Here is a 16,784-nt window from a genome sequence, read left to right as displayed (position 1 = left end):
GGACGACGAGAGGGGTAGAGTGGTACGCAGTTCCTACCGGGTCTCGAAGACCGCGATGCGGTTATTCTGGTTGTCGATCACGTAGAGGCGGTTCGAAACGGAATCGTAGGTGGAGGCACGGGGTGCCCTAAGACGGTTGATTGCAGTGGCGGAGATCGCGCCGGTTGTGAGATCCGGCTGGCCAATGACGTTGATGAAACTCATCCCATCGGAAAGGAGATCGAGATCGACGATGACCACGCGGTGGTTGTTCGTGTCGGAGACGAACAACCGATTGTTTGAAGAATCCACCTCCACTCCTTGCGGTGAATTCAGCGTGGTGGCCGAAGTGCCCGCCCCGGCCGAAGTGAAATTGGACTGTCCGATGACGTTTGCGGCGTTCATCCCATCCGTTACGCTGGCCGCGGCTGCGCCGACATTGTAAACCAGCATCCGGTTGTTCCCGGTGTCGGCCACAAAAAGCTTGTAGGAGGTGGGGTGCAAGTCCACCCCCTTGGGGTTCTTCATCGTACTCTGCGTGGTGCCTTGAGAGCATCCGCCCCCCTCGCCAAGGTACTTGTCCATGAACATGCCGTTGCCGAGAGTCGTAGTGTTGTAGACCATGACCCGGTTGTTTCCGGCATCGGCCACATAGAGGCGCTTTCCCGGCGCGTCTATCGCCAACCCGGAAGGGGCGCTCATGCCGCTACTCGTGCAATTTGCGGCGGAGCTGACATAGTCCGGCTGACCGAGAACGAAGGATGCATTCATACCGTCCGAGAATGTCGACGTGTCATACACCAGCACACGATTGTTCGCCCGATCGGCCACGTAGAGCTTGTTGGCCGTTCCGTCAAAAACCACTCCTTCGGGTGAGCTGAGGCCTGAGTCCTGGGTGACGGCTGCGTCGGAGGCGGTAAGGGAACTCTGCCCTATGACGTTGTCCGCCTGCCGATCCAGCAGCGTCATGCTGCTGTTGACGCCGAACGAGAGCACCCGATTGAGCTTGCTGTCGGTCACGTAGAGCCGGAGTGCGTTGGCGTCAAATGCGGCGTCAACGGGGGAAAAGAAGCTGGTTGAGGAGGGGTTGTTCGGGCTGGATACATTCATGTTACCTGCCCCGGTCGTGGTCAGGTGGCCCAGCGTATCGCCGGCATCCTTTCCATTGACCAAGACTCCCGGAAACACGTTGAACATTTGGACCCGGTGGGAGCCGCCATCGGCAACATAGAGACGTCCGTACGCATTCTCAGAGAAGACAAGTCCAACCGGTGAGGGAGTGAATCGTTGCACGGCCGTGCCCACGGTGAGATGGTCGGCGGCGGTGGTGCCCTTGATCCCTCGCGAACACGTGTTCAGTTGGATCGCCGTCTTTGTGTCGCACTGAATGGCTTCGCTTTCAATTTGAATTCGGGCAGGCACCGTGTAGCCGGCCGTCGTCACGACCGGAACCATTGTCGCGGCCAAGGTCAACGGGCCCGTCAACGTAGAGGGGGTGTACGTCAGTGATAGCGTATTGCTCCCGGTGGATCCCGACGAGACGTAGTTCGTCACGGCCGTCTGCCCCAGTACATTTGCCGCGGGCTGACCGTTCGTGATCAATCCTGTGTCGAAGACGAGTACCCGGTGATTTTCCATGTCTGCCACGTAGAGGCGGGAGCTGTCCTCGTTCCATGCCACGCCCTTGGGGGTATCCATCCCGCAGGCGTTTGTCGTCAGGGGGACGTTTCCATCTCCGCAGAGGCCGCCTGCCACTGTGTTATCTTCAATATCGATCGTGCTGGTCGTGAAGAGCTTCTGCCCCAGAACGTAGACGGCATTCTCGCCGTTGTCCCAGTTATCGACGGTAGGCGCGGTCACCTTGCTATGAACAAGCACGCGATTATTTCCCGTGTCCGCTATGGCCAAGTATCGATAGGTATTGCTCGTGCTGTGGTGAAAGTAGGCCACCGCCGACGGGGAATCGAGTGTGTTCTGCCCCACGGCCCCCCCTCGATCGGCGGCGCCGCTTGTAAAATCGGCCTGCCCGATGACGAAGGCCGCGTTCTGCCCGCTGGCGAGGGCCGAGAGGCTGTGCACAAGTGCACGATGGTTGCCTTTGTCGGCGACGTAAAGTTCGGCGCTGTCTTTGTGGATCGAAAGTCCTTGAGGATTGCTGAGGCCGGCCTGCGTCAACGCCGCGGCTGAGGTCAAGAAGCCCGCTTGTCCAATGACGCACGAAGCCTTCATGCCCTCAGCCAGCCCGGTGGTGGTGTTTCCGCAGAGGACAAGGTTGGCGCTCCCGGCTGATCGGGCATCAAATACCAAGATGCGGTTGTTGGCGGAATCGGCGACAAAGAGCCGGCTGTTGTAAATCGCCAGCCCCCGCGGAGAATTCATCCCCCACTGACTTTGTTCCGGAATCCCGACTCCTGGGGTGGTGGCGCTATTGGATTCGTGATTCGGCTGGCCGAGGACGAACTCCGGGTAGCGATCCACGAGCGTCATGTTGGAATTGAGGTCGTAGACGAGCACGCGATGGTTGGCGGTGTCCGACAAGAAGAGCCGCTTGTTCGCCAGGTCGATCGCCACGTGCTCGGGGGTGCTCAGACCTCCGTTCGACCCCTTGTTGTAGAGGACATTGGTTCCGTCGAATTGGCCGAATGAGTCGATGGCGTCCGGGCCGATGATGATGGTCCAGGAATAGGAGGACGTCGTCCCTTGATTTCCGAACTGGTCGTAGGGGCGGATTTCAAACGTGTGTGCCGCTATTGAGAGTCCGCCGAAATTGTAGGGGGAGGTACAGCTGGCAAAAGTCCCGGAATCTATCCGGCACTGGTAGGTGACACCCGTGCCGGTGGGGTTGGCGGTAAAGACAATTTGACCTTTCAGGTTCACGGTGGTGGTAGGCGGTTTTGTCGTAAGCGTCACGTCCTGTGGGCCCAAAGTCCATGTCTTGCTCACGATGGCGCCGGTGTTTGCGAATTGGTCCAACCCTCTCACGTAGAAGGTGTGTGTGCCCAAAGGTAAGCTCCCCGATGTGAAAGGGGAGGTGCAGGCTGCGAACGCCCCCGAGTCCACGGCGCATTCGTAGGAGGAAGGGATTTCCGTGGTCGCCGGCCCAAACTGAAAGGTGGCGTTCTGGTTGATGATGGTTGTTGAGGGGGAGGAGGTAATCTTCGATTCCACGCCGATCTTGTCGGTTCGGATGCTGGTGGCCGACCCGGTGTTGCCCGCGGCGTCAACGGCGACCACGTAGACAAGGGCGGAGCCGTCGCGTTGGTCGCTGCCGATACCGACGGCATCGAAGGATCCGTCTGCCTTCACCGGCTGGCTCCCGATAGAGGTGGACAGTCCCGCCTCCTTGTAGACCACCACGGTGACCGCGTCCGCAGTTACGGCCCCGGCCAAGCCTGCGAGGCTGTCCACGAGCGGGGCGACCAAGTCCGTGGCCACGAGCTTGGCCGCGTCGGGCGCAGAGGGAGCGACCGTGTCTATCTTCCATTCGAAAACTAGCGGGCTCGAATCGACATTGCCCGCCTTATCCTTTGCGCGCACTTGGAATTGATGCGTGCCTTCGGCAAGTGTTTGGTACCCGATGGGACTGTTGCATGGTGCAAAGTCCGGTGCGTCTAATTTGCATTCGAAGGTGGAACCCGACTCGGTGGATACGAGGATGAATGAAGCGGACTTGGAGGAGGTGAGGGAGAGCGGAGAGCTGCCGATCAAAGTGTCGGGGGGTGTTGTGTCGGTCGGTTGGCCGCCGCCCGCTCCGGTGCCTCCCGTAGAGCCTCCGCCTGCTGAGGAGCCTCCCTGAAGGCCTTTCTGGATGACGCCGAAGATGCTGAAAGAGGAAACCGTAGCCGTGATCTGATTGTTCGCGGTATCGACGGTCGCACCCTCCACGGGTTGCCATATATCGCCTGCGAGCTTCGCCAAGGAAACGATCGAGCCCACGGGTGTACCTGCGGGAGCGATCACGCGGTTAGGCTCGTACTTGAGAGAGATCGAAGCAGTCGAGAGCGTTCCTTCGTTCAAGGTGATCTTGTAGGCATCCCCAACCAGAGTCTTGACCGCGGCCGAAGGCACTTCATTGGTGGCGATGGAGACGGTCACACTAATTTGCCCTGAGGACTCGCCGGATGGAATCGTGACGATCAGTTTGCCGTCCAAGGACTGCACGGTACCACCGGTCGAACTTGAGAGTGACCCACCAGCATCCGAAGACTCGGAGGATTTGCCGGCACCCGTCGATCCCGACCCGCTGCACCCCAGAAGGGTGGGAATCCATAGACACCCGAGGAGCGTGATCGGGGCGAGCCCTTTCATTGCGGACCGAGCGACGCTGTATTCCTCGCAGTTTACCCCGCGGCTGATCATGCTGTGTCAAGTATAGCAAAACATTCACCACAATGGGTCAAGATGTGGGAAGAATGCTGTGGTTTCAACGCGCTAGGGTATGTGAAAGCTTGAGCGGTCCGACTGGGGATATCCTGGGGACAACACGCGAAAATAGTTGCGGGATTGACGAAAAAACTTACCCGAACTTGACGTGGGATTGCGGGGAGTAGCCGAGGATGCTTTCGGCCTTTCGCCCGTCGAGGAGCAGATTGTACTTGGATCGATCGCTGTCCACGGAGTAGGCGTACTCCGTCAGGCCCAGCACGCGTTGGGCCAGGTTTGCGTAGTGGAGGGCGAAAGTCGGCAGCGGGAAGGTGATCGAGCCGTTGGCCTGAACGATGTCCTTGAGCGGCGCGGTTTCCTTCCCGACCACGTTGAACACGCCTTTGATTTTCCTGTGGATGGCGAGCTGAATGGCGCGGCTGACGTCCCGCGGGTGGATCATGTTGATCATCGGGTTGAAGCCGAGAGCGGTGAAGCAAATTTTTGTGCGCAGGTACTCGTTGAGCTGGCTGTGGATGTTGCGACCAACGATGTTCGCGAATCGAAGGATCACGATGTCCGTTGCGCGATTGTCGAGCTTCGTCATGCAGAGCATGTCCGCATCCACGCGGTCTTTGATCCACTGGGGCGCATCGGAGTCGAGGTTGAGCTCGGCGTCCTCGTCCAGGGTCACGCTGTTGTGCGGCCGGATCTTGTAGACGGTGGAGCTGGACTTGAAGATGAACTTCTTGATTTGCGGGGTTTCGAGACTTTTGTCGAGAATGGCCTTGGTGCCTTCGACGTTGAGTTGGTGGACTTTCTCGCCTCGGTCCTGCGGCCGGTTTTGGAACGCCAGATGGACGATCGTGTTGACGCCATTGCCGACGAACGCGTCCGACGTAAAGAGGTTCTGCAAGTCCCGCGGGCGGACCAGGTTCGTCTGAAAATATCCGAACCGAGCCGGGTTGTAGTCCTGGAAGTAGTAAGGGAGATCCTCCAAGGCCACGGCGGCGACGTAGTGGACTCGCTTGTCCTCATAGAGGCTTTGGATCAGTTGGCGGCCGACCGTGCTGGTCGCGCCGGTGACCATCACGGCTTTTTTTCGAATGTTTCCGTTCCCACCCATCTGCCCGGTTCCCTTGGGTAGGATCGTAGGAGAATCCTTCGAAAGGGTCAAGCCGCGCCGCCTTCCGGACGCCCGGCAGGAGGGCGGGGTGAACCCCGCCCCTACGGAATGTTCAGGAACATGAGAAGACATTTATCAGGTGGCTTAGAGCCTCTAAAAGAATGGGGAACCGGTGAGCGTCTTCCGCAGGCATAAAGCCTGCGCCTACCAGGGATGCACATTCCCGGTAGCCGCGGGCTTCAGCCCGCGTCATTACGTTAGAGGCACTTAGAAGGTGATCCGGGTCGTGAGGTCGCCGTTTTCCTTGGAGGTGACCTCGATGTCCAGTGTGGCGCCTTTCGGGTCGGAATTGAATTGGAGGGAGTGGAACGTTTGAGTCCCCGGGTTGGAGGTGGACTTGACCGTGAAAGAGGTGGTCTGGCCGACCACGAAGCCGATCGAAGAGCCGGGGATCGTCTTCATCTTGAAATCGATCCTGCTCCCGCCTGTCAGGGGATTCCCATTCTGGTCCCCGGCGTAGATCGTGGCGGTCTTGTCCGCGAGTGAAATCAGTTTCACGGCCGGCTTGGAAGTGAACAGGATTTTCGTTCGGTCCCAGACGAAGGTGGAGGCGTTCCACCGGCCATTCCGGTCGTCGAAGATGCCGTTTTCGTTGGCATCGATGAACGTTTCGAAAACGTCGCGCGCTCCATTGTCGTTGGAATCGACGAAGGGTTCGGAAATGTCATGTACGGCGTTGCACAGGGCTTGGGCTTGAGTGGTGCAGGTGTCCGGCCGGAGGGGATCGGGGCAAGACAGCGCCTTTCCGATTTCGACGCAGAAGATGTCTTCTTGGAGGTCGAAAGCCCCGTTCCCGTTCACATCGAAGTAGCCCTCTTCCCCGGATGTGTAGGCCGTGAGGCTGACGAGTCCATCCTCCGGGCTGAGGCACGAGTCTCCATAGACGGCGGAGGCGCGGTCGAGGCATGCCGGGGCGAGGTCGACCGGCCACATTGGACCGGTCTGGAGCTTGATTCCGACCTGGCCCGTCGCTCCGGTGACGTTCTTCTCCGGTGTAGGCACGACACCGGATTCCGAGATGACGGCGACCAGGAGGTCCTCCACCGGGTTGTTGTATCGGTCGCCGGCGGCGACGTTCACATCGAACAAGAGGTTGGGGTCCAGGAATCCGGCGAGGTTGAGTTTATCGGGGTTCGGCACGACCAGGAATCGTCCCACCGTGGTCCGGAAGGCGCGGATTTGGATTGTGGGGGAAACGGCCGAGGCGGTACCTTGGCTGCCCAGATCGATGGCGGCCTGCACCTGGACGGCGCCGGCCACCTTGCCCGTGCGGAGCCGGGTGGTCGCGATTCCGCTGAGGGTGGCGGCTGCGGCGGGCGCACCCGGTTGGAGGGTCTCGCCCCCGCCCACGCCGAAAAGGCTGAAGGTTACCGGTGTTCCGTTGGCCACGGGCCGATCCAGCTCGTCCAGCACCTTTGCCTGGATGAGAAGGGTTTCGGTCCTTCCTGAACCGATGACGCCCAGGGGGGTCTTGAAGTTTTCCGGTTCAAGGAACTCGATCGAGGCGACCCGTGCCGCCAGGACTTTGATCCGGAGCCGGCTCGATGCCCCGCCCGATTGGGCGGCGACGTCGAATTCACTCGACACGCTTCCGGCGGTGAATGTGGTTCGCGCGATCCCGGCCACAGTTTTTGCTTTGGGTGGATTCACCGTGTTCGTGCCTTCCGTGGAGAAGACGACTTCCGTGCCGTCCGACACCGGCTGGGCGTTGAGGTCCTTCACCAGCGCCGTGAGGACGGTGGAGCTTGAGATCGGAAGTTCCTTCTGGCCGACGTTGATCTCGACCGAGGTGGCGCTTCCGCGAATGGCCGCCACCTGTCCCGCGGGAACAAAAGTGATTTCCAATCTCGTCGAGAGATTCTCGCTTCGAATGGTCACGGTGGCTCTTCCGGTTTGCAGGCTGGCGACGGAGGTGATGGCCCGGCCGCCCTTGGTGGGGACCGTGGTCGAACTGACCTGGCCGATCGAGGTGGCGAAGACGGCCTCCGTGCCATCCAGGGCAAATTCACCTCCCTTTCTTCGGATGGTGGCGGTGATGGTGGAGATCGAGGATCCGTCCGCGGGGACGATTTCCGGATCGGCCAGGGCCTGAATGGAGGCTTCCGCCCCGAGAGACGGGAGATCGGTTGCCGGACAGGCTGTAAACGTGAGCAGTGAGCCGTAGGCCGTGAGCAGCGTGAAGACAACGCGCCACGCGCCGCGCGCCACGCACGACGATTTCATGGGCAGGAGGAGGGGCTGGTGTTGACGCCGGTCCTTTCCTGCGCGTTGTGGAAGCCCAGCCAGCCTTTGCAGTTGTCGGGATTGTAGCTGCCGTAGCCGAGCGTGAAGACGTACAGCCGGTTGTCGGTGGTCGTTCCGACCGAAAGGTGAAGCGTACGGTCATTTCGCAGATCGCCCGCCTGGGGCGATGAGGTACTCACCGGGCCGCCCAAGAGGAAGGGAAAGCCGGGGAGGGAGGTGCCGGTTCGATCGTAGGCATACATCCGGCTCCCCACGGCCACCACGATATCGAGATTGCCGTCGCCGTTGACATCCACGAGGGCCGGAGAGTTCTGGATGCTTGTGGCCAGATCCACGGGCCACCCGGAGAGGGCCGTGCCGTCGCCGTTCAGGGCGTAGATCTTGCCATCGTCGCTCCCGACGACGATCTCGAGGGCCGTGTCGGAATCGAGATTGCCGAGGGCGGGCGCGGAACGGACGTTCCCTCCCGTGGCCACCGGGAATCCAGTCATGAGCCCGCCGTTGTCCTTGTAGGCGTAGATGCAATTGTTGTCGGCGCCGAAGACGATTTCTTTTTTCGTGTCGGTATTGAGATTTCCGATGGCCGGCGAGGAGCGAAGGGGCGCGTCGCTGTCGCCGCCCGTGCACGTGGGGACTTTCAACGGAAAACCCCCGACCAGCGCGCCGCTGAGTTCAAAGGCATAGATGCAGCCGTTGTCGCCTCCGATCACGATTTCATCGGTGCTGTCATCGTCCACGTCGCCGACGGCCGGGGCCGCCCGCAGGGCCGGAGTGGCGGTGCAGGAGCCGGCCGCGGAGATGGCCACGGGCCATCCGGCCACGCTCGTGCCCGCGGGCACGTTCTTGACGTAAAGATTGCCCGTGACGGATCCGAAGATCGCTTCCAGGTTGGTGTCCGTGCCTCCGTCCGCGTTCGCGAGGGCGGCGGTAATCTCGATGGCGCTGCCGGCGTCGAAGGCATTGCCGACGACGCCGCTGTCGACATCGATCCGTGTGCTGTCGTGATCAAAAGCGTAGGCACAGGTGTTTCCTCCGGCGGTGCTGATGAAGGCTTCCACGTTGGTGTCCGTCGCGCCGTCCAGGTTGCCGAGGGCGGGGGACGCAAGGACGCTGGTGGACGCGGCATCATCGCATGTGTTGGCGGCCAGGGGGTCCTGGAGCGTGACCGTACTGGTGAGGCTTTGATCGTCGGCCGGCGCCGTCCACCCCGTGACCAGCGCGCCGTTCCATTTGGCGGCGAAGAGACGGCCGTTGCCGCCGGAGACGTTGGCGACGGCCACTTCGAGATCGGTGCCGCCGTCCAGATTTCCGAAGACGGGAGAGGCGGTTACGTTCGCGGCCAGGCTTCGCGGCCATCCGGTTTCCAGGCGCGGGCCGACCTGGGCTACGTGCGAGGGATCGCGCATGAACATGGGCCAGACGCGCGCGTTGGAGAACGAGGTCGATGCGGCATGGATCACGCTGACGCGGCCCACCGTGTCCACCACGAAAAGCTCCGGGACGTTGTTGGAGTCGATGTCGGCTACCGAGATGGAGGCTCCCACGGCGCCCTTGGCGGATTTCGGGAAGCCGGAGACCGCGGAGCCGTCGTAGTTGTAGGCCAGAATGTTGCTGGAGGTGGCGGCGGTGGCGATGATGACCTCGGGAACGAGATCGCTGTCGACGTTGACGATCTCGGGTGAGGCCCGCAGGTTGGCGCCCGTGTTCAAGGGGGCCCAGCCGCTGAGAAGAACTCCGCTGGAGTTGAAAACATAGATGTAGCCGGCGAAGTTGGCGGCCACGATGTCCGTGGCGCCGTCGCCGTTGATGTCGCCGGTTGCCGGGGAGGGACAAATGGGGAAACTGGTTGCACAGCAGGTCTGGCAGAGGGCGGCATTGTAGTCTTTGGGCCATCCGGAGACCGTGGCGCCCGTGTGGTGGAAGGCGGAGAAGGTGGTGCAGGTGCTCCCTGCGGCCACGAAAATTTCCATGTCGCGGTCTCCGTCGATGTCCGCGATGGCGACGCCGTTGTACACGGGTGGGTTGGCCGGGCACGTTCCCACCGTGGCGATGGTTGCGGGCCAGCCCGCGGGCACGGTGCCGTCGTGATTGTAGACGTAGAGCTTTCCGTTGTCGCCGCCGAAGATGATCTCGTTGGCCGAGTCCTGCACGGTCGTGCCGACGTCGATGTCGGCAATGACGGGATCGCCGCGGATGGCGGGTGATCCGGCAAGGGCGATGCCGCCTGCCCAGCCGGCAACATCCGTTGCATCTCCATTGATGGCGTAGATTGTGCCGCTTGCGGCACCGACGAAGATTTCCAGTGCGGCATCGCCATCCAGATTGCCGAGGACGGGCGAAGTGAGCGCGGAACCGATGACCTTGGGGAAGTTGGCTACGGCCACGCCGGTGTTCTCGTAGGCGTAGATCGTGCTGTTGGCGGTGAAGACAATCTCCAATGCTCCGTCCCCGTCGATGTCGCCTGACACAGCCGGACGATCGACCGCCGTTCCGAGAGCCACCGGCCCCCACCCGCCGACGAGCACGCCGTCTTCGTTGAAGAGGTACAGGTTTCCGTTCGTGTCGGGCACGAAGACCTCCAGCTTGCCGCTGTCCCCCGTGACGAGGTCGTCGATGAGTGGGGTGGAGTGCGTCCCTCCGCTCAGCGTTTTGGGCCATCCGACAAGGGCGTTGATCTCGCTGGAGAGATCGCTCTCGCAGAGCGGCGAGACCGTGACGGCGGCGACTTTGAAGTAGTAGTCCTTCAATGCGTCCAACCCCGTCATGGTGTAGGTTGTGGCGGTGGTGGTGATGGCCCCGAGGGGGCTGGGCACGCCGGTCAGTCCCGCGTCTTCGGTGGCTGCCAGGTCTTCCGCGGCTTGCGCGGTTTCGCCGGTGATACATCCGGTGCTGCACGAGGCGGAAACGGACGAGGCCGTCTGGTAGTAGATCTTGTACCCGGCGGGTGTGCCGGCGCCGGAGTAGGTCCACGAGAGGGTCACGCGCCCGCTGGGACCCGCGTTCGGGCTGATGACGTCGGCATTGGTGGGTGCCGCGAGGAGGGTCGTATTGACGGAGCTACTGTGGTCGCTCGTGGAAGTGCTGCCCGAGAGGGCGTCCACCGTGAAAAAGTAGTTGGTTCCGACGCTGAGACTCGTTACGGTTGCCGTGGTGCCTGTTGCCGCTTGAACGCCGGGACAGCTTCCGGCCGACGGCGCGGAGGTGGATTTGACGCAGACTTGGTAGGACGCGGCACCCGTCACGGCCGTCCAGCTCAAGTTGGCGCTGGTGGAACCGCATGAGGCGATGGAGAGGCCCGTGGGGGCGGCCAGGGGAACGGCGGAAAGTTCCGAGGCGAAAGGCGTCTTCTTGCCGTCGAAGCCGCCGCGGACGGAGAAGTAGTAGGTCGTTCCGTTCGTGAGACCGGTGATCGTGGCCGCGCACTGGGAGGTGGAGCATGTGCCCGGTGAGACGGTCGTGGAGTTCGCGCAGACCGCGGCGGTGGCGCTCTTGTAGCTGGTGCCGGAAACGGGAGTGGCCGGACCGTTGTAGCATCCGGTCTTGTTTGTGCTTGAGGTGCATGCGCTCGACGCGTAGTAGACGTAGTAGTCCGTGGCGCCGCTGAGCGGATTCCAAAGGAGCGTGGTCTGACCCGTGCACCCCCGAACGATGAATCCCGTGGGGGCGTCGGCCAGGGCCTGTTGGGAGGAATAGGCGCTTTCGCTGGCGGGAGACGTTGTGCCGGACCAGACGGCTGTGACGGCGAAGAAGAGCGTGGAGCCGCCCGACACGGTGGCCGTGGCGCTGGTCGTCGAACCGCCCGACACGGTGGTGACGGTGGTGCCGTAGCGCCCGTCCGATCCGCCGTTCGTTTCCGTATCCGAGTAGACTTTGTAGCCCGAGGCGCCGGGGACGGCGGACCACGAGAAGGTGATCTGATTGTCGCCATCGGCGCTGAAGCCGGAGGGAGCGGCCAGCGGCACGAAGGTGGTGGTGGAGCTCAGCGCCCCTTCGCCGCTCTCATTGACCCCCTGTACGGCGAATGAGTAGGTCGACCCTGTGGTCAAGGCGGTGAGGGTTGTGCACCGGTCCGTGGAGGCGCCCCCCGAGCAGTTCGCGAACGCGGCCGCCTCGGTGATCGTGATCGGGCTGATCCCCTCCTTGATTTCCTTGCCCGCGAACTCAGAGCTTGTTGAGTTCGAAGAATCTGTATCGTAATAGATTTTGTAGGAGGTGGCCCCCGTGGAGGCGGTCCACTTGAGACTCACTTGGCCCGAGACGTACGAAGCCGAGGCCGAGAGGCTCGCGGGGGCGGAAGGAATGGTTGTCGCCCCCACTTCCGCGGCGTTGCGCCCGGCCCCCTGGCCGTTGCGACCGCGTATCGTGAGGTAGTACTTCGTGCCTCCGCTTGGCGCCGCGTAGACGTAGTCGGCTACGTCGCCCAGCGAGATCGTTGTGCCGTAGGTCCCGGTCGCAGCCCCGGTGGACGTCCCGATCAGCAGATCGTACCCGGTCGCTCCGGCCAGCTTGGACCAACTGAGCGTAAGCTCCGCGCTCTTTCCCGTTGTGGCCTTGACGGCGAAGCCGTCCACGGGTGGGTCGGCGCGACACCCGACCGACTCCGTCGCGCACGCGGCTTCTTTTGCGGCGCACCCCGGTTCTCCCGGCTGGCAGCCGCGGACTCCATTCTCGCTGATCGGAATGACCGCGAAGTGATATTGGTCGGAGGTGGGGATGTCCGGTTTGAGGTCTTTCAACGTCAGCGTCGTCCCGGTGGTGGTGGCGAAGGGGCAGGCCGATTTCGCAACCGGCGCGACCGAGCAATCGTACGGCGCTCCCGCCGCGTCGGTGTCGTAGAGAACTTCGTAGGAGACCGCATTTTCCACCGCCTCCCACGAAAGCTCAAATTGACCGAGCCCCGTGGACTTCAACGATGTTTTCAGCAAGGGCGGGGGGGGATATGGGCCCGGGCCAAGTCGCTTCTTTGACTCCTCCGAGTAGCCGCTGGCCCCCGATCCGTTGATGGCCTTCGCCGAGAAGACGTATGGCTTGTCCGAGACAAGGCCGGAGAGGGTGACGGCGCAAGCCGCATTCGGGGTGCAGTCGCGAACGGCGATGGGCGAATCCCCTTGGGCGGCATGTTTCCCCGCGTATTTCCGATCGGCGTCCGCCTTTCCGGACTGGGACTCCGTGTCATAGTACAACTCGTAGTCGATGGCGCCCGTCACCGGTTTCCAGCTGATGCGGAGGGTCGTCTTCGATACCTGGGCAATGTCCGGCGCGCCGGGTGCGGGGGGAACGGTGGTGACGGAGGCGATGGAGGAAGCTTGGCTCCGTTGCGAGCCGCGGAGGGCCAGAATGCTCACGTAGTACGTCAAGCCGGGATCCAGTTCCTCGATTCGCACCGATAGCTCCTTGGTCGCCACGCGTGGGCTCTCCGGGTCCCCAAGATCGGGGGGGTCCGATGCTCGGTGGAAGACCTCATACGAGGAGGCGCCCTCGGCCGCGCCCCAACTGACGGTGATCGCCTTGTCTTCTCCGCGGAGCTGCGGTTGGGGCGGCCGCCCGAGGGTAGGTTGGGCGCAAGAGGCGGCCAGGGCTCCGCAAAACGTGAGAGCAGCCAAGCGCGGCGGGACCATCAGCGTGTGGTGAGCGTTGCGTTTTCGCGCTGCCAGAAATAGGAGAAGAGCTTGGTATCCACCTGCGGCTTGGCGAGGGCCTCCTCCCATCGGATTCGGCGGGCATCGTCCTGTGTCGTGCGGATCTTCACAATGGGTTCGTAGCGCGCCCCCATCACTCCGGAGCTGTCTACGCCCCACACCCGCGCTACAAGCCGAAGTTCGACGGCCCGCGCCTCCTGGAACACGGAGAAGAAGCGGGCGCCGAGCATGAGGTAGGTCCATTGGCCCAACACGCTGAGGATCTGTGTCTCCACCTCGCCTTCGAGTCCCACGCCCAAGTCGAACTCGAGCGTTTCGTTGGAGGCCCAGAGGGCGGCCAACGGGATGAGACGGATCCCGGCGAAACTGCCTTCCTTCATCATGGGATCCCTCCGAAGTTCCTCAATCCAGTCCTGGAAGACCTGCAGCGCGGTGGCTTCATCGAAGATTTCCGTCTGGGAGGCTGTGGTTCCGACGATCCAGCCTGCCTGGAAGGTAGCGGGATCTTTCCGGCGGAATCCATCCGGGAGGCTGCGGATGTCGTAACTCGGAGGGATGACATGGAGCCATCCATCGGCTTCTTCGGTGACTTGAAATCGCGTTCCGCGCGAGACGACGCCCACGACGCCGTGTTTTTCGTTCGGCGCCGACCGGATTTCGACGCGAGTGGCGCGGGCCCAAGCGTATCTCGCTGCGGCTTGCGCATCACTGAGTTGTGAAAACACGAAGCCTGCAATAGGGAGAAGCACTCCGGCCGATAGGGTGACGAAAATCCTTCTTGTACCCTCTCCGCCGACACGTCCATCCATGATGTGTGGCATAAGCAATATCCCAGCCCTGTTCCTGATTACCGAATAGTATACCACCATAGGTCCACCTTCTCAAGAGCAAGATGGGCTCCATGCAACGAACGCGATGGGTCCAAGTGCTTGAAACAACAAACCTAATGACAGGGCGAGGAGTGATGGAAGTCACACGGCTTCAGAGGTGGGGAGTGCGGGTTACAGCGCGATTCCTACATGCCCGGCGTGGCATGATGTCCAGGGCCCGTTGCGAAGCGAGACCGATCGGTGTAGATCTGATCGGTTAGAAATCCAGCCGCACTTCCCGCGGACCGCAGACCTCCATGTCTGCCGAAAATGTTGAAAGGGCGGCGAACATCCCGTTGGCCGCGCTCTCTCCGAATTGCAGACCTCCATGTCTGCGAGTAAGGTGGAGAGCACGGACTAGGTAGGCCTCGCCGCGCTTCCTTCTGATCGCAGACGTCCGTGTCTGCCGAAAACGACGGAAGTGCGGCCAACATCACGTTGGCCGGAGTGGCGGAATGGCAGACGCAGCGGACTCAAAATCGAGTGGTGACAGTGAGTCAGTATCCACGCAGATCAACTCCGATCACAAGAATTCCCCGTGACTTTCAGAGGATAGCCGGAACTGGACGTGAGAGGAATGGAGAGGGGCGGAGTGGAGTTCAGCGGGGGTTTTCGGAACCTACCGGAAGCCTACCGGAAGTGTCTTTTCGAGGAAGGTTCCCCGCGAATCTACTCCGCCGCGGGGTTCCGCCGCCGTACCCCCTTCTCGAATTGAAAGCCCGGAATCATCCACGCGCCTGAACGTCCGCCAGCGGCCCACCGGCGCGAACGGCGGGGCATCTTGACACGTGTCCGTGATCTGGCTACGATTTCGACCGTCATGGGGGAAATGCTGAAGAATCAAGTTTCATCCTGAAGCCCACATAGCCCCGGCTCCCTCGCTCCCCCGTATCCTCGCAGGGGGTCGGGGCGTATCCTTCCAGGACACGCCCACTCCAGTTTGTCAGGAATCTTTCCTCACTCCTTCCTTCTTTTCGTACATCCTGGCGGTAATTGCCATTGACTTCAAGAGAACCAATGCTGTGTAGATTCCAAGTCGGAGACCGCCTCCGCTTTCTTTCGTGGTACTGATGGCGATGTCGTGAGCGATGACGGCGGCACGATCGATTTCTTGGTGGACCTGCTCATCTGTTGGATTGCCGATGTGCCTGATGGCCAAGAGGCCAAGTTCAACCAACGCTTCCAAGATGTCAGACGTGAACATTTCCCATCCCGCCAGAGCCTTATGAATCACGCCGGCGACCGTTATGGCGCTCAAAGTTTTTGATTGCTCAGACCGCTCTTGTTCCATGTTAGAGATTCACCCCCTTGACATAGAGACTTTGTCGATGCCCTACAGCAATCCACGCAATCCGGTCCACTTCTTCCGGTTTGACCTTGATCGCGTGGGAGAAGCGTTTTCCAGAACAGTCACGATCCACGGCGTGAAGCGCCTGCTCGATCAAGCCGCCCCCTCGCCCCTTAGAAGGATTTTGATCGGCTGGCTGGCTGTGGAGTTCGTACGAGTAAGCACGCCACGCGCACCCACTACACACCTCTTCCACATTTTGAGCAATACACGACCTCCGGGCGAGACCCACATACACCGCACACCATCGGGCGGGTGTGAGATCCATCTTTTCTGACCTCTTTTACCGGCTCCTTCCCTCTCACGCGCTCCTCAATCAAGGTCATGCATTTCTGAAGTCCAGTCTCATCCTGGAAATAGAACGCGGGAGTTTGGTCGATGCCCTTTTCGTCTGTGTAGCGGATGTAGAGGAACGGCTTGTTCTTCTGGAGCAAGAGTCCGACAACGCCAAGGAGTAGGACTTTGCCAGCTTCAATTTGACTGCGAGTGGCTATTCCGTAGTCCGCAACGGAGTCATACGGAATTTTGATCGAGATTTGCCTGTACCCTTGCCGGAGAGATGCCTCGGCGAAAATCTCGGCCAACTGGTAACCGGTCAAAGCGATACCACGCTCACCGACGACCAATACCGCGATTTCTTCCTTTGGGTAGCTTGAATGACCTCCAGAATACCGACCGTGGAATTCGGTTTCGTCGAACCGTCCACCAACGGCGGACCCTGCGATCATCGCCGCGGTGGATTGTCGCTGTTTCTCCTCTTCGTACTTTAAGATCACCCACACGACGATGACAATCAGTACGATGAGGGCAGACCATTCCACGGATTGTCCCTATTCTCCAGAACCGTGTTGCGGCCGGCTGAATCGAAATGTGAGCATACTCATCTGACTATTTGATAGATGCATTCCCCCTTGTACCTATCCCCTCTCTTGAAATCATCGGTGCAGGACGCCTCCTTGACCCAGGGTATGCATGTCTTGTGTAAGCCGACACTATCGCGTACGCCCTTCACCCCGCTACAGTCCTTCCCCCCGATTTTCCCTTCCACAACGCCCTGAGCATCTTGAACGGAAACCCCGCACCGACCGGTAAGCTTATCTGTGATCGTCGCCGCATATTCGAAGCATGACGCCACCGCTCCCTGCCCTTCAATTTCA

The 16,784-nt window shown here is 61.2% G+C and carries 7 protein-coding genes; all 7 read right to left on the bottom strand.

Annotation, left to right across the window (positions count from 1 at the left end; translation table 11 throughout):
- Positions 1 to 33: 33 nt before the first annotated feature.
- The 7 genes from HYT87_19020 to HYT87_18990 all read right to left on the bottom strand — a co-directional run bounded on the left by HYT87_19020 (position 34) and on the right by HYT87_18990 (position 16,448).
- A complete protein-coding gene (locus HYT87_19020) occupies positions 34 to 4,140 on the bottom strand; it encodes a hypothetical protein (protein MBI2061837.1) in 4,107 nt (1,368 codons plus the stop codon).
- Positions 4,141 to 4,495: 355 nt separating this feature from the next.
- Positions 4,496 to 5,518 (bottom strand): NAD-dependent epimerase/dehydratase family protein, encoded by a 1,023-nt coding sequence (locus tag HYT87_19015; GenBank protein MBI2061836.1) that lies wholly within the window; start codon positions 5,516 to 5,518, stop codon positions 4,496 to 4,498.
- Between the two features lie 216 nt (positions 5,519 to 5,734).
- Entirely contained in the window at positions 5,735 to 7,750 is a 2,016-nt protein-coding gene (locus HYT87_19010) for a hypothetical protein (protein MBI2061835.1), read from the bottom strand.
- The gene (locus HYT87_19005; GenBank protein MBI2061834.1) at positions 7,747 to 13,389 is read right to left on the bottom strand and encodes a fibronectin type III domain-containing protein; all 5,643 of its coding nucleotides are present in this window, start codon (positions 13,387 to 13,389) and stop codon (positions 7,747 to 7,749) included. The genes HYT87_19010 and HYT87_19005 overlap by 4 nt, the downstream gene beginning before the upstream one ends.
- Positions 13,389 to 14,219, bottom strand: a complete 831-nt coding sequence (locus HYT87_19000; protein ID MBI2061833.1) for an SH3 domain-containing protein — start codon at positions 14,217 to 14,219, stop codon at positions 13,389 to 13,391. The genes HYT87_19005 and HYT87_19000 overlap by 1 nt, the downstream gene beginning before the upstream one ends.
- A 1,003-nt stretch (positions 14,220 to 15,222) precedes the next feature.
- Entirely contained in the window at positions 15,223 to 15,570 is a 348-nt protein-coding gene (locus HYT87_18995; protein ID MBI2061832.1) for a hypothetical protein, read from the bottom strand.
- Positions 15,571 to 15,806: 236 nt separating this feature from the next.
- The gene (locus HYT87_18990) at positions 15,807 to 16,448 is read right to left on the bottom strand and encodes a hypothetical protein (protein MBI2061831.1); all 642 of its coding nucleotides are present in this window, start codon (positions 16,446 to 16,448) and stop codon (positions 15,807 to 15,809) included.
- Positions 16,449 to 16,784 lie beyond the last annotated feature (336 nt).

It is taken from the genome of Nitrospirota bacterium, from assembly GCA_016180645.1.
Lineage (GTDB): Bacteria > JACPQY01 > JACPQY01 > JACPQY01 > JACPQY01 > JACPAV01.
The sequence above is the reverse complement of the archived record's forward strand: the minus strand, read 5'-3'. Positions and strand labels throughout refer to the sequence as shown.

Excerpts from the sequence above, each read along its gene's own strand:
- HYT87_19010 (MBI2061835.1), bottom strand. The coding sequence starts at position 7,750 with ATGAAATCGTCGTGCGTGGCGCGCGGCGCGTGGCGCGTTGTCTTCACG.
- HYT87_19005 (MBI2061834.1), bottom strand. The coding sequence starts at position 13,389 with ATGGTCCCGCCGCGCTTGGCTGCTCTCACGTTTTGCGGAGCCCTGGCC.
- HYT87_19000 (MBI2061833.1), bottom strand. The coding sequence starts at position 14,219 with ATGGATGGACGTGTCGGCGGAGAGGGTACAAGAAGGATTTTCGTCACC.
- HYT87_18995 (MBI2061832.1), bottom strand. The coding sequence starts at position 15,570 with ATGGAACAAGAGCGGTCTGAGCAATCAAAAACTTTGAGCGCCATAACG.